Annotated in this window: 18 protein-coding genes; 11 read left to right on the top strand and 7 right to left on the bottom strand. The window is 74.9% G+C overall.

All coding sequences use genetic code 11. The features are described from left to right. Positions 1-315 precede the first annotated feature (315 nt). Together D1J60_RS04785 and D1J60_RS04780 are read left to right on the top strand one after the other, a co-directional pair. Positions 316-1,206: a MurR/RpiR family transcriptional regulator gene (locus tag D1J60_RS04785; RefSeq protein WP_164720835.1), complete on the top strand. Its 891-nt coding sequence runs from the start codon at positions 316-318 to the stop codon at positions 1,204-1,206. After that, a complete protein-coding gene (locus D1J60_RS04780) occupies positions 1,199-2,200 on the top strand; it encodes a BadF/BadG/BcrA/BcrD ATPase family protein (protein WP_125820254.1) in 1,002 nt (333 codons plus the stop codon). Before D1J60_RS04785 ends, D1J60_RS04780 begins: the two co-directional genes overlap by 8 nt. Before the next feature lie 224 nt (positions 2,201-2,424). On the opposite strand, the gene D1J60_RS04775 is transcribed toward D1J60_RS04780, so the two are convergent. Together D1J60_RS04775 and D1J60_RS04770 are read right to left on the bottom strand one after the other, a co-directional pair. Further along, positions 2,425-3,948 (bottom strand): aldehyde dehydrogenase family protein, encoded by a 1,524-nt coding sequence (locus D1J60_RS04775; protein WP_125820253.1) that lies wholly within the window; start codon positions 3,946-3,948, stop codon positions 2,425-2,427. A gap of 56 nt (positions 3,949-4,004) precedes the next feature. Then, positions 4,005-5,291 carry a helix-turn-helix domain-containing protein gene (locus D1J60_RS04770; RefSeq protein WP_125820252.1) on the bottom strand — a complete coding sequence of 429 codons (1,287 nt, stop codon included), beginning with the start codon at positions 5,289-5,291 and terminating at the stop codon, positions 4,005-4,007. 196 nt (positions 5,292-5,487) lie between these two features. Here D1J60_RS04770 and D1J60_RS04765 point away from each other — a divergent pair, with 196 nt between their 5' ends. Further along, positions 5,488-6,063 carry an MOSC domain-containing protein gene (locus D1J60_RS04765; protein ID WP_125820251.1) on the top strand — a complete coding sequence of 192 codons (576 nt, stop codon included), beginning with the start codon at positions 5,488-5,490 and terminating at the stop codon, positions 6,061-6,063. Positions 6,064-6,270: 207 nt separating this feature from the next. On the opposite strand, the gene D1J60_RS04760 is transcribed toward D1J60_RS04765, so the two are convergent. Next, positions 6,271-7,059, bottom strand: a complete 789-nt coding sequence (locus D1J60_RS04760; protein WP_125820250.1) for a hypothetical protein — start codon at positions 7,057-7,059, stop codon at positions 6,271-6,273. 144 nt (positions 7,060-7,203) lie between these two features. Between D1J60_RS04760 and D1J60_RS04755 the strand changes: the two genes are divergently transcribed. Next, positions 7,204-8,118, top strand: a complete 915-nt coding sequence (locus D1J60_RS04755; RefSeq protein WP_125820249.1) for an oxygenase MpaB family protein — start codon at positions 7,204-7,206, stop codon at positions 8,116-8,118. A gap of 100 nt (positions 8,119-8,218) precedes the next feature. Here the strand turns inward: D1J60_RS04755 and D1J60_RS04750 are convergent, their stop codons facing one another. Next, positions 8,219-8,827, bottom strand: a complete 609-nt coding sequence (locus tag D1J60_RS04750; protein ID WP_125823866.1) for a methyltransferase domain-containing protein — start codon at positions 8,825-8,827, stop codon at positions 8,219-8,221. Positions 8,828-8,997: 170 nt separating this feature from the next. On the opposite strand from D1J60_RS04750, the gene D1J60_RS04745 reads away from it, so the two are divergent. Genes D1J60_RS04745 through D1J60_RS04725 form a run of 5 tightly spaced genes read left to right on the top strand, consistent with a single transcriptional unit; the run spans position 8,998 to position 13,998 of the window. Beyond that, the gene (locus tag D1J60_RS04745) at positions 8,998-9,843 is read left to right on the top strand and encodes an MHYT domain-containing protein (RefSeq protein ID WP_125820248.1); all 846 of its coding nucleotides are present in this window, start codon (positions 8,998-9,000) and stop codon (positions 9,841-9,843) included. 48 nt (positions 9,844-9,891) lie between these two features. Continuing rightward, on the top strand, positions 9,892-12,516 hold the full coding sequence (locus tag D1J60_RS04740) for a nitrate- and nitrite sensing domain-containing protein (protein WP_125820247.1): 2,625 nt from the start codon (positions 9,892-9,894) through the stop codon (positions 12,514-12,516). Further along, complete coding sequence (locus tag D1J60_RS04735; protein ID WP_125820246.1) at positions 12,516-12,959, top strand: roadblock/LC7 domain-containing protein; 444 nt, start codon at positions 12,516-12,518, stop codon at positions 12,957-12,959. The genes D1J60_RS04740 and D1J60_RS04735 overlap by 1 nt, the downstream gene beginning before the upstream one ends. 17 nt (positions 12,960-12,976) lie before the next feature. Next, the gene (locus tag D1J60_RS04730; RefSeq protein ID WP_125602897.1) at positions 12,977-13,357 is read left to right on the top strand and encodes a DUF742 domain-containing protein; all 381 of its coding nucleotides are present in this window, start codon (positions 12,977-12,979) and stop codon (positions 13,355-13,357) included. Then, positions 13,357-13,998: an ATP/GTP-binding protein gene (locus D1J60_RS04725; protein WP_241253144.1), complete on the top strand. Its 642-nt coding sequence runs from the start codon at positions 13,357-13,359 to the stop codon at positions 13,996-13,998. The genes D1J60_RS04730 and D1J60_RS04725 overlap by 1 nt, the downstream gene beginning before the upstream one ends. A gap of 24 nt (positions 13,999-14,022) precedes the next feature. Here the strand turns inward: D1J60_RS04725 and D1J60_RS04720 are convergent, their stop codons facing one another. Continuing rightward, positions 14,023-14,211: a hypothetical protein gene (locus D1J60_RS04720; protein WP_125602896.1), complete on the bottom strand. Its 189-nt coding sequence runs from the start codon at positions 14,209-14,211 to the stop codon at positions 14,023-14,025. Between the two features lie 106 nt (positions 14,212-14,317). On the opposite strand from D1J60_RS04720, the gene D1J60_RS04715 reads away from it, so the two are divergent. Further along, the gene (locus D1J60_RS04715; RefSeq protein ID WP_042800536.1) at positions 14,318-14,716 is read left to right on the top strand and encodes a roadblock/LC7 domain-containing protein; all 399 of its coding nucleotides are present in this window, start codon (positions 14,318-14,320) and stop codon (positions 14,714-14,716) included. A 102-nt stretch (positions 14,717-14,818) separates the two neighbouring features. Next, on the top strand, positions 14,819-15,601 hold the full coding sequence (locus D1J60_RS37140; protein ID WP_164720833.1) for a DUF6397 family protein: 783 nt from the start codon (positions 14,819-14,821) through the stop codon (positions 15,599-15,601). Here D1J60_RS37140 and D1J60_RS04705 read toward each other — a convergent pair. Both D1J60_RS04705 and D1J60_RS04700 read right to left on the bottom strand, forming a co-directional pair. Beyond that, a complete protein-coding gene (locus D1J60_RS04705) occupies positions 15,565-15,966 on the bottom strand; it encodes a YchJ family metal-binding protein (protein ID WP_164720832.1) in 402 nt (133 codons plus the stop codon). The genes D1J60_RS37140 and D1J60_RS04705 overlap by 37 nt on opposite strands. A gap of 115 nt (positions 15,967-16,081) precedes the next feature. Then, on the bottom strand, positions 16,082-16,984 hold the full coding sequence (locus tag D1J60_RS04700; RefSeq protein ID WP_125820244.1) for an acyl-CoA thioesterase II: 903 nt from the start codon (positions 16,982-16,984) through the stop codon (positions 16,082-16,084). Positions 16,985-16,991 lie beyond the last annotated feature (7 nt).

The following is a 16,991-nucleotide window of genomic DNA, read 5'->3' as shown; positions in this document are numbered from 1 at the left end:
TTCCTCGGAGGTGAGGTGGGGGCCGCGTCGCGGCCCGGGGCAGTGTCAGCGGGCAGAGGTGACGCATCGACAGGTCGCGCTTGCAACGCGGCAGAGGTCGACGTGGGCACGGATGGTCAGCGCGACAGAGCGGTACACCTCGCTGGCCCTCCTTCACCGGGCAGACGGAACACTGCGGACACGCCGTGGAGTTGACACCCCTGAGCGATGTGGAGGATTCTTGCACGACAAGTTTGAGATGTGGAAGAGCAACATCTCCGAATCTCGCATTCCGAACCCCCAACCCCTGACCCCCGGCGCCCAGGAGGAACCCGCGTGGACCGGCCGACCGCCCAGGCCCTGATCGTGCAGCTACGCGGACGGCTGCCCTCCCTCTCACCCGCCGAGCGCGCCATCGCCGATCTGGTCCTCGCCGACCCGGCGGGCACCGCCACGCTCAGCATCAGCCGCCTCGCCTCCGCCGCCGGAGTGTCCGATACCTCCGTCACCCGTTTCTGCCGCGCCCTCGGCCTGAGCGGCTACCCCGACCTGCGCCTGGTGCTGGCCGCCGCGCAGCTGGCCGGCGGCGAGGAATTCGCGGTGCGGATCGGAGCCGGAGACGACATCGCCGACGACGACGAAACCGCCACCGTGGTCGCCAAGGTCGCCCGCCTCGATGCACGCGCCGCCCAGGACACCGCCGAACAGCTCGACCTGCGCGTCCTCGACGAGCTGGTCGACCGGATCGCGGCCGCCCGGCGGATCGAGATCTACGCGGCCGGGTCCGGCGCCGTGGTGGCAGCCGACCTGGAGTACAAGCTCCAGCATCTCGGACTCGCCGCCACCGCCCGATCCGATGTCCACCGCTCACTGATGGGTGCCGCCCACCTGCGCGCCGGGGACGTCGCCATCGGCATCTCCTACTCCGGCCGCACCGGCGAGGTGATCGACCCGCTCGCCGAGGCCGCCCGGCGCGGAGCCACCACCGCCGCCCTCACCAGTGACCCCCTGTCTCCGCTGGGAAAGAGCGCCCGACTGCTCCTCACCTTCGCCGGCCGGGAGACCGCCTTCCGGACCGGCGCCACCGTCAGCCGGATCGCCCAACTCGTCGTGGTCGACTGCCTGTACGTCAGGCTGGCCCAGCGCCAGGACCTGGCAGCGGGCGAGGCGCTGCACCGGGCCCACGTAGCCGTTCAGGGACGCCCCCGGAGGCCGAGTCATGAGTGACGGAACCCGGGTGGCCGGGGTGGACATCGGCGGCACCGGCCTTCGGATGGCCCTCGCCCGAATCGACGAACACGGCCACCCCCGGATCGAAGCCACCGCCGAACGCGCCACGCCCACCGGCACCGGGCCGCGCGGCATCGACGCCGAGGCCCTGCTGCGCACCCTGCTCCCCGCCCTCGACGGCCTGCTCGCCGAGACCGGAACAGCGACCGTGGACACCCTCGCCGTCGGTTCCACCGGCATGGCGACGCTCGGCCAGGACCTCGCCGCCCGCCTGCCGGGCCCGCTCGCCGAGCACGCGGGATCCCGTCGTCTGGTGCTGGCCGCCGACGCGGTCGCCGCCTACGCGGGCGCCCTCGGTGCCCGGCCGGGCGTGGTGGTCGCCGCCGGAACGGGCGTGATCGCACTGGGCACCGACCTGACCACCGGGTGGCGGCGCGCCGACGGCTGGGGCCACCTGCTCGGCGATTGCGGAGGCGGCGCCTGGATCGGCCGCGCCGCAGTCGACGCCGCCCTGCGCGCCCACGACGGCCGGGCGGGCGGATCCCCCGCGCTCCTGGCCCGCGTACTCGACCGGTTCGGCCCGGTCCCCGGCCTCCCGGCTGCCCTCCAGCTGCGCCCCGACCGGGCCGGGCTCCTCGCCTCCCTGGCGCCCGACGTCGCCGAGACCTCCGCGGCAGGAGACCCGGTCGCGACCGGCATCCTCGGTCGCGCCGCCGAGGAGATCACGGACACGGCAGCCGCGGCCGCGACCGGCCTCGACGCCCCCCGGATCGCCCTCACCGGCCGCCTCTTCCACCTGGACGGCCTGCGCGAGGCCGTGTCCGACCGGCTGTCGTCCCGCATCCCCGGTGCCCGCCTCCACACCCCCGAGGGCGACCCCCTCCTCGGCGCTCTCCGGCTGGCAACCGCAGCCACCCACGGGGAGCTGCCGTGGCCCGCCGGTCCGCCACTGCTCCACGTCATCGACGGCGCGCTACGGGCAGGCAGGTGAAGCCGCGGCGCGACGGCCGCGGTCGTGTCCGACGTAACCATGACTGCTGACGACGGTCACTGGAGTCGGTGGGCGCTGGCCGGGATCTGGTCCGTGACTGGTCCGGTAGGAATGCCTGATCGAGTCCTCCGGCTACGTATTGTAGTCATTCCGCGCCGATCGGTGTCGGATCGATAAGGGCTCCTGGGGGGGCAACCTCCCCTCCAGGAGCCCGACTTCACGCTCTAGAAGAATCCGAGCTTCTTGGGGGAGTAGCTGACTAGGAGGTTTTTGGTCTGCTGGTAGTGCTCCAGCATCATCTTGTGGGTCTCGCGGCCGATGCCCGACTGCTTGTAGCCGCCGAACGCCGCGTGTGCGGGGTAGGCGTGGTAGCAGTTCGTCCAGACGCGGCCCGCCTGGATGGCGCGGCCCGCGCGGTAGGCCGTGTTGATGTCGCGGCTCCAGACGCCCGCGCCCAGGCCGTAGGCCGTGTCGTTGGCTATGCGGATGGCGTCGTCGAAGTCGTGGAAGGAGGTCACCGACACGACGGGGCCGAAGATCTCCTCCTGGAAGATCCGCATCCGGTTGTCGCCCTCGAAGATGGTCGGCTCCACGTAGAAGCCGCCCGCCAGGTCGCCGCCGTGGTCGATGCGGCCGCCGCCCGTGAGGACCTTGGCGCCCTCCCGCCGGCCGATCTCCACGTACGAGAGGATCTTGCGCAGCTGCTCCTCCGAGGCCTGGGCGCCGATCATCGTGTCCGTGTCCAGGGGGTGGCCCGGGACGATGAGCTCGGTGCGGGCCACCGCCGCGTCGAGGAAGTCGCCGTACCGGCCGCGCTCGATCAGCGCGCGCGACGGGCTCGTGCACACCTCGCCCTGGTTCAGGGCGAACATCGTGAAGCCCTCCAGGGCCTTGTCGCGAAGGTCGTCGTCCGTCGCCCAGATGTCGTCGAAGAAGATGTTCGGGCTCTTGCCGCCGAGCTCGAGCGTCACCGGCTTCAGGTGCTCCGCCGCGTACTGCATGATCAGGCGGCCCGTGGAGGTCTCCCCGGTGAAGGCGACCTTCGCCACGCGCGGGCTCGACGCCAGGGGCTTGCCGGCCTCCTCGCCGAAGCCGTTGACGACGTTCACCACGCCCGGCGGCAGCAGGTCGGCCACCAGGCTCAGCCAGTAGTGCACCGAGGCCGGGGTCTGCTCCGCCGGCTTGAGGACCACCGTGTTGCCCGCCGCCAGCGCCGGGGCCAGCTTCCACACGGCCATCAGGATCGGGAAGTTCCACGGGATGATCTGGCCGACCACGCCCAGCGGCTCGTGGAAGTGGTACGCCACCGTGTCGTCGTCGAGCTGGCTGAGCGCCCCCTCCTGCGCGCGCAGCGCCCCCGCGAAGTAGCGGAACTGGTCGATGGCGAGCGGCACGTCGGCGGCGAGCGTCTCGCGGACGGGCTTGCCGTTCTCCCAGGTCTCCGCGACCGCGAGGGCCTCCAGGTGCTGCTCCATCCGGTCCGCGATGCGCAGGAGGATCGTGGAGCGCTCGGTCACGGACGTGCGGCCCCAGGCCGGGGCCGCCGCGTGGGCGGCGTCCAGGGCCCGCTCCACGTCCTCCGCCGTGCCGCGCGCGACCTCGGTGAAGGGCCGGCCGGTGACGGGGGAGGGGTTCTCGAAGTACCGGCCGCTGGCCGGCTCCACGTACTCCCCGCCGATGAAGTGGCCGTAGCGGGACGCGTATGACATCAGCGCGCCCTCGGTGCCGGGTGCCGCGTAACGGGCCATGGGTGTCCTCCCCTTGCCGGGCGCCGGCCGCCGTCGGCCGGCACTCGGCGAGGACGCTAGGGGCGGGCAGGTTGCGGGTACGTTGCACGCCCGCCGCCGAGCTCCTCGTCGAGGGAGCGTACGCGGGCCAGCGCGGCCGGCCGGCCCTGCGACGGCAGGGCTCCGGCCAGCGCCCGCCACACCTCGGGATCCTCCGCGCCCCACGGGCTGCACACCCAGTCGGCCAGCAGCCCCGGATCCGCCCGGGCGATCACCGCGGCCCGCGCCTGCTCCTCGATCCGCCGCCGCAGCCGGACGACGCCCGGGGCCGAGGAGGCCGGCAGCAGCGGGCCCGGATAGCGGGTGAGGGCGGCGGAGACGGCCCCCGCCGCCAAGTGCCGGGTCACGGCCGTGAAGTCGGCCTCCAGGGGGACGGCGGTGCGGTACGGGCGGGAGAGCAGGTTCCCGGCGCCGAGCAGGGCGCGCAGCCGGGACATCTCCGCCCGCAGCGTCACCGCCGCCACCGACTCCTCCTCGTACAGGGCGAAGGCCAGCTCCTCCCCGGACAGCCCCTCGGGGTGGTGCGCGAGCAGCGTCAGGATCTCGCTGTGCCGCCGCCCCAGCGGGATCCGCCGGCCGCCGAGCACCAGCAGCGCCTCGTCCCGACCGAGCGCGGCGAGGGTGTCGCGGGGGGCCGGCGGTTGCGGCGCAAGCAGCGCCAGCTGGGCCTCGGCGGCCCGCGCCACCGCCTGGACGAACGCCAGCGAATGGGGGTGGGCCAGCCCGTCGCCGCCGGTGATGTCGACCGCCCCGAGCACCCGGCCCGTGCCGGGATCCCGCACCGGGGCCGCCGCGCACGTCCAGGGGTGCACGAGGCGGCTGAAGTGCTCCGCGCCGAAGACCTGTACCGGCTCCCCGACGGCGACCGCCGTGCCGGGCGCGTTGGTCCCCATCGCCGCCTCCGCCCAGCGCGTGCCCGGTACGAAGCCGAGCCGCTCGGCGCGGCGCAGGGTGGCCGTCTCCCCCTCGACCCAGAGCAGCTCGCCGCGGGCGTCGCACACCGCGAGCAGATGGGCCCCGCGCGCCGCGAACGCCCCCACCAGATCCCGGAACAGCGGCATCACCGGCGCCAGCGGGTGCTGCTCCCGGTAGGCCGGCAGCTCCGCCTCCGGCCGGGCCCGCCGGGGCGCGGACTCCGGGCTGACCCGTGCCCGGGCGCACCGCCGCCAGGACTGCGCGATGACGGCCCGGACCGGCGGCTCGACGAGGCCGTCCCGGGTGAAGGCCTCGTGCGCCCGCCGCAGGACGCGCGTGCGCTCGACGGGGTCGGCCCCGCCCGGCAGCGCCAACGACGGATCGCCCATGTCACCCTCCCGAGGGGTCCTGGAGCCGGGTACGCGAAGGGCCCATCGTCATGCGGCTCCCGGACCCCGGCAAGCGTCGCGTCGGCCACTCGGCGACGGAACCCGGCCGGGAACACGCGGCCGCGCCCGCACGTTGACCCTGGCGGAAGCGCAAGTTCGGCCGCCGGGGGCGGCAGGGGGGACGGGGGACTTTCTCATGAGCACCACCACGGGGCACGGCACGGCGGCGACCGGGGCGACGGTCGTGGCCGTCAGCAGCAACGCCGAGTACTCCTTCACCAAGCCCAACCGGGAGAGCATCACGCTCCTCGCCGGCCTCGGCGTCGAGGGCGACGTCCACGCCGGGGTCACGGTCAAGCACCGCTCGCGCGTGGCGCAGGACCCGACCCTGCCCAACCTGCGCCAGGTCCACCTGATCCACCGGGAGCTGTTCGACGAGGTCGCCGAAGCCGGCTTCAGCGTCGCCCCGGGTCAGCTCGGGGAGAACGTGACCACCCAGGGCATAGACCTGCACGCCCTTCCGGCGGGCACGCTGCTGCGCATGGGCGCGGAGGCGGTGGTGGAGGTGACGGGCCTGCGCAATCCGTGCCCCCAGATCAACGCCTTCCAGGACGGCCTGCTCAAGCGGGTCGTCGGCCGGGACGAGGAGGGCCGGGTGGTCCGCAAGGCCGGGATCATGGGCGTGGTCCGCCAGGGCGGCACGATCCGCCCCGGCGACCCCATCACCACCACCCTCCCGCCCCTCCCGCACGTCCCGCTCGAACGCGTCTGACGGTGGCGGGGCGCCCCGGTCCTGGACACGGCGGCCCGAGGCATCGCGAGGGGCAGGCGCGTCGTCGGCCGCGGGGGCAGACGGGGGCGTGACGCCAGACCCCCGTAGTAGTCCCGCATCAGGGCCGTCGCCCACGGGGCAACCAGGACTGGCCGCTGGTCGGGATCGGGCCGTGGCCCGCACCCCGTGCCCCCGCACCCCGGGTGCTCAGGCCGGCCGGGTCGCCACGCCGTCCAGTGCCGCCAGCAGGCCGGAAAGTTCCGGCAGCCCGGCCTCACCTTCGCCGGGGACGGAGAGGACCCCGCCCGGTTCCTCGTCCAGCAGGACGAACGCCGGTCCGCCCGTCCGGGCCACCAGCGACCAGCCGGGCCCGTCGGCCCGCAGGGTCCGTACGCCCTCGTCCGCGAAGGCCGACCGGACCCGCCCCGGCGGCGGGGCCTGCCGCACGTACCCGGCGGCCTCCTCCAGCGCCCGCGCGAGCCCGGGGTGCGCGGCAGCCGCCGCCCCGCCGTCCTCCGCGACGCGCTCGCGCCAGTCCGCCCACTCGCGGGCGATCTGGTCCGCGCCCAGGCGCCGCTGCACCGGACCCCACGCGTCCGCCGACGGCGGTGCCAGCGGCACCCGCCCCGTGCCGTCCGCACCCTGTTCCGGGTCGTGCGGCTCGGGGATGCCCGCCGTCGACACCGTCAGCTCCAGCGGCCAGCCCGCCAGCGAGGCCACGATCGTCCGCTCGTCGGGGGACAGGTCGTACTCGATGCCGCAGTCCCAGGAGGCGATGGCCGCGGCCACGAGCGAGACGTCGTCCACGACGACCGTCCAGCGCGCGCCCTCCTCGTCCTGTCCCAGCACCAGCCCGTACCCGTCGGCGGCCGGCTCCACGCCCAGATGCGCGCACGCCTCGGGGAAGTCGTCGCCGAGCACCGCCGGAAACTGCGCGGGGGTCAGCAGCACGGCCGTCAGCACGTACAGCGAGCCCCCGTCCTCCTCATCGGACACGTGGCCTCCCGGTGCCTCCCGATCGCGTTCTCGTCGGCGCACCTTAACCAGCGGGTAACTCGCCCGTCGAGACCCGACGGGCATCGATTTCCAAGGCCGCCACCTGCACGTAGAGTTGGGGACCCGCCACAGAAAGGGAGACCGGTGCAGCGTTACGACCGGCTGAGGGAGATCCTCCGGCTCGACCCCGACAAGGACTTCCTCGCCATCTACCGGCTCACCGCCACCTACGAGTTCCCCTGGGACTTCACCCGCGCCCTGGAGCTCGCGCTCTTCCGGACCTACGCCGTCCCCTCCATCGGGGCCCTCCTCGCCGAGACCGCGGAGTTCACCGAGCGCGCCCAGAAGCGGTACGACGACACCTCCCTGCTCCTCGACGCGGTCGTCGAGCACGGCTTCGAGAGCGACACCGCGCGCACCGCGATCCGCCGCGTCAACCAGATGCACCGCAGCTACGACATCTCCAACGACGACATGCGCTACGTCCTGTGCACCTTCGTGGTGATCCCGGCGCGCTGGCTCGACGTCTACGGCTGGCGCCCGCTGACCCACCACGAGCGCCGGGCCTGCGCCCACTACTACGCGGCCCTCGGCCGGCACATGGGCATCACGGACATCCCGGGCTCCTACGAGGAGTTCGAGGCCACCCTGGACGCCTACGAGGAGGCCCACTTCGGCTGGGACGCGGGTGGCCGCGCGGTCGCCGACTCCACCCTCGACCTGATGGCCTCCTGGTACCCGGCGCCGCTCGCCCCCGCCGTGCGCCGCGCGAGCCTCGCCCTGCTCGACGAGCCGTTGCTGACCGCCTTCCGGTACGAGACCCCCCGCCCCGGCCTCCAGCGGCTGGTCCGGGGCGCGCTGCGGCTGCGCGGGCGGGCGGTGCGGCTGCTGCCCCCGCGTACCGCCCCGCACTACGCGCGCCAGAACCCGGAGATCAAGGGCTACCGCGACGGCTACGACGTCGGCGAGCTCGGCACGTTCCCCGTGCCCGGTGCCGGCGGCTGTCCCGTGCCGCACCCGCGCCGCCCGGCCGGAGCCGACGCCCAGCCCCCGGCCTAGCCCAGGGCAGGCCTAGCCCAGGGCGGGCCTAGCCCAGGGCAGGCCTAGCCCAGGGCAGGCCCGGGCCCGGCTCCGGGTGCGGCCCGTGCGCGCGCCCCGTTCAGGCCGCGCGTACGGCCAGGACCAGGAAGCGGGCGTCCTCGTCGGCGTACGAGGTCATCCGCCAGCCGGAACCGGACAGCAGCGGGCCGAGGTTGTGCTCGGCCCGCAGGTCGTCCGGGGTCAGCTCGCGGCCGTGGCGCGCGGCGAGCGCGGCTCGCCCGATGGGGTGAAAGAGCGCGAGCCGGCCCCCGGGCCGGACCACGCGGGCGAGCTCGCGCAGGTTCTCGGCGGGATCGGGCAGGTGGGCGATCAGCCCGGCGGCGAAGACCGCGTCCAGCGCCCCGTCCCGCAGCGGCAGCCGGGCCACGTCCGCCCGCAGCAGGGTCCCCTCGCGGTCGCGGCCGGCCCGTCGCGCCTCGGCCAGCATCTGCGCGGTCAGGTCCACTCCGAGCACCGTTCCGGACGGACCCACGGCCGCGCGGAGCGGGACCAGCGCCCGGCCCGTCCCGCAGCCCGCGTCGAGCACCCGCTCCCCGGGCCCCACGCCGAACTCCGCCACCGCGGTCGCGAAGGCGGGCCCGTCCTGCGGGAACTTCCCGTCCCAGGCGGCCGCGCGGGCCCCGAAGAACTCCTGCACACGCGTGTGGTCTTCGTTCGTACGACTCATACGGCTCATGCGCACATGATCCCGCACCCTCACGACCTCTGCGGACCGTGCACAAGGTGACACGTGGGGTGATCGGAGATGAACGTCTCTCTGTCATATTCCAGCAGTTGCAGCGTCTTTCGAAATGCGCCCCTTGTTCGCGCCCTCACCCGGACTAGCGTCCCGTGGCCATGGGACACCTGGACCACGCCGCCTATGGCTGGCTGACACCCGCACTGTCGTACGTGATGGCGTCGATCGGCGCCGCCCTCGGCCTGCGCTGCACCGTCCGCGCGCTCGCCGCTACCGGCGCCTCCCGCCGCAACTGGCTCCTCACCGCCGCCTCCGCCATCGGCACCGGCATCTGGACGATGCACTTCATCGCCATGCTCGGCTTCCACGTCACCGGCACCGAGATCCACTACAACGTGCCGCTGACCCTGCTGAGCCTGCTCGTCGCCATGGTCGTCGTCGGCGCCGGGGTCTTCGCCGTCGGCTACGGCAGGGACCGCGGCCGCTCCCTCGTCCTCGGCGGCCTGACCACCGGACTCGGGGTCGCGAGCATGCACTACCTCGGCATGGCCGCCCTGCGCCTGCACGGGCGGATCGCGTACGACCCGCTCACCGTCGGCCTCTCGGTCGCCATCGCCGTCGTCGCCGCCACCGCCGCCCTGTGGGCCGCCCTCAACATCAAGTCGCCGGTCGCCGTCGCCGTGGCCTCCCTCGTCATGGGCGCCGCCGTGAGCAGCATGCACTACACCGGGATGATCGCCGTCTCCGTCCGCGTCACCCCCTCGGACGCGGCCCTGCCCGGAGCCACCGCCCTGCAGTTCATCTTCCCGCTCGCGGTCGGGCTCGGCTCCTACCTCTTCATCACCGCCGCCTTCGTGGCGCTCTCCCCGACGGCGGACGAGCGGGCGGCGTCGGCCGCCGCGCCCGGCGTTCCCGCGGCGGCTTCCGGTGGGGCGGCTCCCGGCTCGGCGGCACCCGGCGCGGCGGCTCGGCGGCTCGGCGAAGGCGCCCTCCCCTCCCGCTGACCCCCGACCGTCCCCTGAGGATCCGTACCGCCCCGGAACGAGGAGCCCATGCGCAGACCCCGCAGCAGACCGGAAGCCGCGCCGCCGCGGCTGCCCGACCCCCCCTCGCGCGGCCGCCGCGCGCACGCCGGTTCCCCCGCCGCGGAACCGCCGGAGCACGCGCCCCGCCCCGCCCCCGCCGCGGGCCCCGGCCGGGCCGGCGGGCCGTGGGAGCGGCTGCGGCCCGCCACCGTCCGGGCGAAGATCGTCTCCCTGCTGATGGTCCCGGTCGTCTCCCTGCTCGCCCTCTGGGGCTTCGCCACCGTCAGTACCGCCCAGGACATGGCGCGGCTCAGCCGGATCCGCCAGGTCGACGCCGAGATACGCACCCCCGTCGCCGCCGCCCTCACCGAGATCCAGGCCGAGCGCCGGGCCGCCGTCCGCTTCCTGGCCGACCCCGCCTCGGGCGAGGCCTCCGCCCTCGACCAGCAGGCCCGCCGCACCGACGAAGCCGTACGCCGGCTGCGCCTCGGCGACCGGCACACCGTCGCCGACTCCGGCGACTACCGCACCGACACCGTCGCCCGCCTCGGGGCCTTCGTCGCCGCCGCGGAGGCCCTCGGCCCCGCCCGCAAGGACGTCGCCGCCCGCCGCGCCACCCCCGAGGGCGCCTACGAGACGTACACCCGCGTCGCCGACTCCGCCCTCGCCGCCGAGGGCGCCCTCTCCGGCGGCTCCGACGCCGAACTCGGCGCCGACGCCCGGGTACTGCTGGAGTTCGCCCGGGCGGGCGAGCTGCTGTCGCGGGAGGACGCGCTGCTGGCCCTGCCCGGCCCCCGCACCGCCGACGCGCAGCGCCGCCTGGCCGGCGCCGTGGAGGCCCGCCGCACCCTCACCGCCGCCACCGCGCGGGACCTGCCGGCGCCCCAGCGATCCGTCTGGGAGGCCGTCTCGAAGGGCACCCCCTACGCCGAGCTCACCGCCGCCGAGGACCGGGCCCTGGCAGCGGCCCCCGCACCGGCCCCGAACCCCGTCCCCGCCGCCGCGACCTCGGCCCCCGCGGCGTCTGCGGCCGCCTCGGCGGCGCGCGAGGTGCGCGGCGTGCCCGCCGGCTGGGACTCCGCCTACACGGCCGTGAGCGGCTCGATGCGCGAGGTGCGCCAGGCCGCGCACGCCCGGTCCGCCGGACTCGCCGACCCGCTCGCCGAGGGCGCGTTCAGCCCGGCCGGCGCCGCGGTGCTGCTGGGCCTGGCGGCGGTCGCGGCCTCGCTGGTGATCTCCGTACGCATCGGCCGCGCCCTGGTGGTGGAACTGGTGTCGCTGCGCAACACCGCGCTGGAGATCGCCCACCGCAAGCTCCCGCAGGCCATGGAACGGCTGCGCGCCGGACGGGCCGAGGACATCGACGTGGAGGCCGAGGCCCCGTCCGGGCCGCCCGCCGAGGACGAGATCACGCAGGTCGGCGAAGCCCTCTCCACCGTCCACCGGGCCGCCCTCAGCGCCGCCGTCGAACGCGCCGAACTCGCCGACGGGGTGAGCGGGGTCTTCGTCAACCTCGCCCGGCGCAGCCAGGTCCTGGTGCACAAGCAGCTCGACCTCCTCGACTCGATGGAGCGCCGGGCCGACGACCCGGGCGAACTCGGCGACCTCTTCCGCCTGGACCACCTCACCACCCGGATGCGCCGCCACGCCGAAAGCCTGATCATCCTCTCGGGCGCGGCCCCGGGCCGGGCCTGGCGGATGCCGGTGCCGCTGACCAACGTGGTGCGCGCCGCCGTCTCGGAGATCGAGGACTACCCGCGCGTGGAGGTCCACCGGCTCGCCGAGGCGGCCGTCAGCGGCGGATCCGTCGCCGACCTCACCCATCTGCTCGCCGAACTGATCGAGAACGCCACCCAGTTTTCCCCACCGCACACCCGGGTCCGCGTCAGCGGCGAACCCGTCGGCGCCGGCTACGTCCTGGAGGTCGAGGACCGCGGGCTCGGCATGGGCCGCGAGGCGCTCGCGGAGGCCAACCGCCGGATCGAGCACTGCGAGGACCTCGACCTCTTCGACAGCGACCGCCTCGGCCTGTTCGTGGTCAGCCGGCTCTCGGCGCGCCACGGGATCCAGGTCCACCTGCGGCCCTCGCCGTACGGGGGCACCACCGCCGTGGTGCTGTTGCCCAACTCCCTGCTCCAGGGGGCGATCGAGGCCCCGCCCGCCGCTGCCGGTCCGGAGCCGGAGCCCTCGCCCGGGCGGACGCCGGAGCCCGCGCCCGGCGCCGGGCACGCATCCGCGCCGTCGGCGGTGCCGGCGCCGTCGGCCGGGCGCGCGCCGTCGGCCGTGCCCGCGTCCGACGCCGGGCCGCGGCCGGCCCCGCTACCCGCCCCCGTGGCCCCGCTGCGGCCGCGCGGCCCCGGCGGCACGGTCCTCCGTACCGCGCCGTCGGCCGTGCCCGCGGCCGTGCCCGAGCCGACCGCTCCGGCCGCCTCGGTGACCGAACTGCCGCGCCGCGTACGCCAGGCCAGCCTGGTCCCGCAGCTGCGCGAGGCACCCGCGGCCGACCGGGCCCCGGACGGCGCACGGCCCGCCGCGGACCACCCGGAGCGCAGCCCGGAGCAGGCGCGCGACCGGATGGCCGCCTACCGGGCCGGGTGGGCGCGCGGCTCCCGGGACGATTCCCCCCACGCAGGCACCGAAGGAGAAGTGTGATGACCGAACACCACAGGACCGCCCTCGACGGCGTCCGCGGATCCGGTGAACTGGACTGGCTCCTCGACGAACTCGTCATGCGGGTCCGCGAGGTCCGCCACGCGGTGGTGCTGTCCAACGACGGGCTGGCGGTGGGCTCCTCCAGTGCCCTCGGCCGGGAGGACGCCGAGCACCTGGCGGCGGTCGCCTCCGGCTTCCACAGCCTCGCCAAGGGCGCCGGCCGGCACTTCCGCGCCGGGACCGTGCGGCAGACGATGGTCGAGATGGACGAGGGGTTCCTCTTCGTCGCGGCGGCCGGGGACGGCTCCTGCCTGTCCGTCCTCAGCACCGCGGGCGCCGACATCGGGCTGATCGCGTACGAGATGGCCCGGCTGGTCAAACGGGTCGGCGAACACCTCTACGCACCGCCCCGGTTCGCGGTCCGCCCCCCGGCCGCCGGGTGAGGACGGCGGTCCGGCACATGGACGGCCAGTGGTACGACGCCGAGGCGGGCCCGCTGGTCCGCCCGTACGCCATGACCGGAGGACGTACGAAACCGGGCCCGCACGGGGTCCGGTTCGACCTGATCGCCCTGGTCGTCGTCGACCCGGAGGCGGCCGGCGCGGGGGACGAGGCCCTGCTCGGGCCGGAGCACCGGACCCTGCTCGGCCTCTGCCGCTCCGAGACGCAGTCCGTCGCGGAGCTCGCCGCCGAGGCGGACCTGCCGGTGGGCGTGGTGCGGGTGCTGCTGGGCGACCTGCTGGAGGCGGGACACGTGCGGGTCAGCCGGCCGGTGCCGCCCGCGCGGCTGCCGGACGAGCGGATTCTGCGGGAAGTCATCGAGGGATTGCGAGCACTGTGATGGGACTGCACGACAACGGCACGGCGGGGCCCGGGAGCTGTGGCGCGGGCGCCGCGGCCGAGGAGGAACTCGCCGCGCTCGCCCTGAAGATCCTGGTGGCCGGCGGCTTCGGGGTCGGCAAGACCACGCTCGTGGGCGCGGTCAGTGAGATCAGGCCGCTGCGCACCGAGGAGCTGCTGAGCGAGGCCGGCGAACTGGTCGACGACACGGGCGGGGTGGACCAGAAGACCACGACCACCGTGGCCATGGACTTCGGCCGGATCACCATCCGGGCGGGCCTGTCCCTCTACCTGTTCGGGACCCCCGGCCAGGACAGGTTCTGGTTCCTGTGGGACGAGCTGTCGCAGGGCGCGCTCGGGGCGGTCGTCCTCGCCGACACCCGGCGGCTGGAGGACTGCTTCCCGGCCGTTGACTACTTCGAGCACCGGCGGATCCCGTTCGTGGTGGCCGTCAACTGCTTCACCGGCGCCCGCAGTTACGCCTCGGACGAGGTGTCGCGGGCGCTGGACCTGGAGCAGGGGACCCCGGTGGTGCTGTGTGACGCGCGGGACAAGGACTCGGGGAAGGAAGTGCTGATCAGGCTGGTGGAGTACGCGGGCCGGGTGCACACGGCCCGGCTCCTCGACGCCGTCGGCCCGTAGGCCGTGCCGGGCCCCGCCGGGCCGTCAAGGGGCCGGAATCCGCCCCTTGACGGCCTTCTCGCCGGTGGTGAAGACGACGGCGCCCGCGGTCGGAACGGAGCAGATGGGAGCGGTGTGCGGGCTTGCGTCCGGGCCGGGCGAGGGCGGCGCCGGGGTGCGGGCGCGGCGGCGGCCGAACGCCCGCCATTCCTCTTGAGTCATCTTCCGTGCCATGCGTCCATCCTCCTTGCCGGAAACCACCTGGTGGGGAAGGCTTGCGGCACGACCAAGCGGGGCGGGCCGCGGCCACGTCGGCCGGGTCAACGGGGAGGGGCTTGAAATGGCACTGGACAAGCAGCTCGACTGGCTGCTGGACGATCTGACGCGCAGGGTCCAGCAGGTCCGGCACGCGGTGGTCCTGTCGAACGACGGGCTGGTGACGGCCGCGAGCGCGGGGCTGGCGCGGGAGGACGCGGAGCACCTGGCGGCCGTCGCGGCCGGTCTGCAGAGCCTGGCGAAGGGCTCCGGACGGCACTTCCGGGCGGGCGAGGTCCGTCAGACGATGGTCGAGTACGACGAGGGGTTCCTCTTCGTGGTGGCGGCCGGATCCGGCAGCTGCCTGTGCGCGCTGAGCGCCGCGGAGGCCGACATCGTGCAGGTGGCGTACGAGATGACGCTGCTGGTCAACCGGGTCGGGGAGCACCTGGGCGTCGCTGAGCGGCGGATCACCGGGGGCTGACGGCAGGGTCTGGTCCGGGTTATCCACAGGCCTGGCAGGCCGACCTCACTCCCGGTTACGGTCTTCACGCAGAGTGACCGTCGCTCGTGGGGGAGGACTGTGATGAAGGTGGAGACGTCGGCGTGCGCGCCGCTCAGCGGGATCCGCGCGGCCGGGGAACTGGGGCTGACCCGGGGCGAGTTCGCCCGGGCCGTCCAGCTGGGGCTGGTCCGCTCCGGTCCCGGCCCGGCGGGCGGGGCCGTCCGCTACAGCCGGGCCGAACTGGACCGGGTCAGGGCGGGGGAAGGGTTCCCGGAGGAGCTGCGCGCGCGGGTCGAGACCACGGCCGGCGCCGACGCGGGGGCGCGGGTGCTGGAGGTGGGGCCGAGCCGGTTCACCCGGCTCGCGCGCTGCGGGCACCTCACGCCCGTCGCCTACCGGATCAACCGCTACCGGGCCGTCGTCTGGCTCTACCTGGCCGCGGAGCTGCGGGAGTTCGCCGCCCGGGAGCCGGGGCTGCTGAGCGGGGCCGCGCCCCCGCAGGACCGGGAGCTGATGGCGGCCGGGGCGGACCTGCGGCCGCGCAGGTGGCGGGAGCGGCACGTGGGGCTGCTGCTGAGACGGACCGCCGACCCCTGGGCGCGGGCGGCCGTACTGGCGTCCGTGCTCCCCGAGGAAGAGGTGCGGGAGGCCGTGCCGGACCCGGCGGAGCGGATCGTGCTCGCCGCCCTCACCCCGCCCCCGCCCTACGGCCACCCCCGGGTCCCGGCGGCCGAGGCGGTGGCCCGGCGCCTGTTGCTGGCGGAGCCGCCGGAGGAGGTGCGCGGCTACCGCGCGGGCCTGGACTGCGCCCTGGCCGGCGCGCGCGCTCAGTCGAACTCGACGGGGGAGAGGGGGCCGACGTAGACCCAGGCCCCGCCCTCGCGGGAGAAGGAGCTGTGCTCGCGCAGCGAGCCGGTGTGGCCGCCCTCGCGGTAGTGGGCGCGGAACTCCACCGACCCCTCCGTCTCGAACATCCCGCCGCGCTCGGTGGCGAGGATCTCCAGGCGCTCCCAGCGCTGGTCCGGATCCAGGTCGAGCCGGCCCGGACGGGTCGACGGGTGCCAGGAGCGCATCAGGTAGGCGGTGTCGCCGACCGCGAAGGCGCTGAAGCGGGACCGCATCAGCAGCTCCGCGGTGGGCGCCTGCCGGGCGCCGGAGTGGAAGCGGCCGCAGCAGTCCGCGTAGGAGGCGGGCAGCCCGCAGGGGCAGGGGAGGGCCGGGGTCGGCATCGGTGCGATCAGCTCTTCGGTGAGGAGGTCGGACGGTCGGGAAGGAGCGGACGGTCGGGAAGGAGCGGACGCCGGGAAGGGGCGGGCGCCCGGGAGACCGCGGGCGCCCCGGGCGTCACTGGGGCGAAACGGCGGGCCTGGCCTTCTGCGCCGGGTACGGGCGGAAGAGGCCCTCCTGCACCACGGACACCAGCAGCCTGCCCTCCAGGTCGTAGATGCGGCCGCGGGCCAAGCCCCGGCCGCCGTGGGCGATGGGCGACTCCTGGTCGTACAGGAACCACTCGTCGGCCCGGAACGGCCGGTGGAACCACATGGCGTGGTCCAGGGAGGCCATGTCGAAACCGCGCATGCCCCAGAGGGGCTCCACGGGGATGCGCACGGCGTCGAGGAGGGTCATGTCACTGGCGTAGGTGAGGGCGCAGGTGTGCACGAGCGGGTCGTCGCCCAGCGGGCCGACCGCCCGCATCCACACCGCGCTGCGCGGATCGGCGTCCTTGAGCTCCTCGGGGGTCCAGCGGAGCCGGTCCACGTACCGGATGTCGAAGGGCTGGCGGCGGGCCATCCGCTCCAGCGCCTCGGGCAGGGTGCCCAGGTGCTCGCGGATCTCGTCCGCGACCTTCGGGAGCGCGTCCGGGTGCGGGAAGTCGAGGCGGGGAGGCAGCTGGTGCTCGATGCTGCCCTCCTCCGGGTGATGGAAGGAGGCGGTCAGGTTGAAGATGGTCTTGCCCTGCTGGACGGCGGTGACCCGGCGCGTGGTGAAGGAGCGCCCGTCACGCACCCGCTCCACCTGGTACACGATAGGTACCCCCGGAATGCCCGGGCGCAGGAAGTACGAGTGCAGGGAGTGGACCGGCCGGTCGCTCTCGGTGGTCCGGCCGGCGGCCACCAGCGCCTGGCCGGCGACCTGCCCGCCGAAGACGCGCTGGAGGGACTCCTGGGGGCTGGCCCCCCGGAAGATGTTGACCTCGATCTGCTCCAGGTCGAGCAGATCGACGAGTCTCTCGGCGGGGTTCGTCATCACAGGT

Origin of the sequence: Streptomyces sp. W1SF4 (genome assembly GCF_003950035.1) — a bacterium.
Taxonomy (GTDB): domain Bacteria; phylum Actinomycetota; class Actinomycetes; order Streptomycetales; family Streptomycetaceae; genus Streptomyces; species Streptomyces racemochromogenes.
Note: the sequence above shows the minus strand (reverse complement) of the source record. Positions and strands in the feature narration are given on the sequence as shown.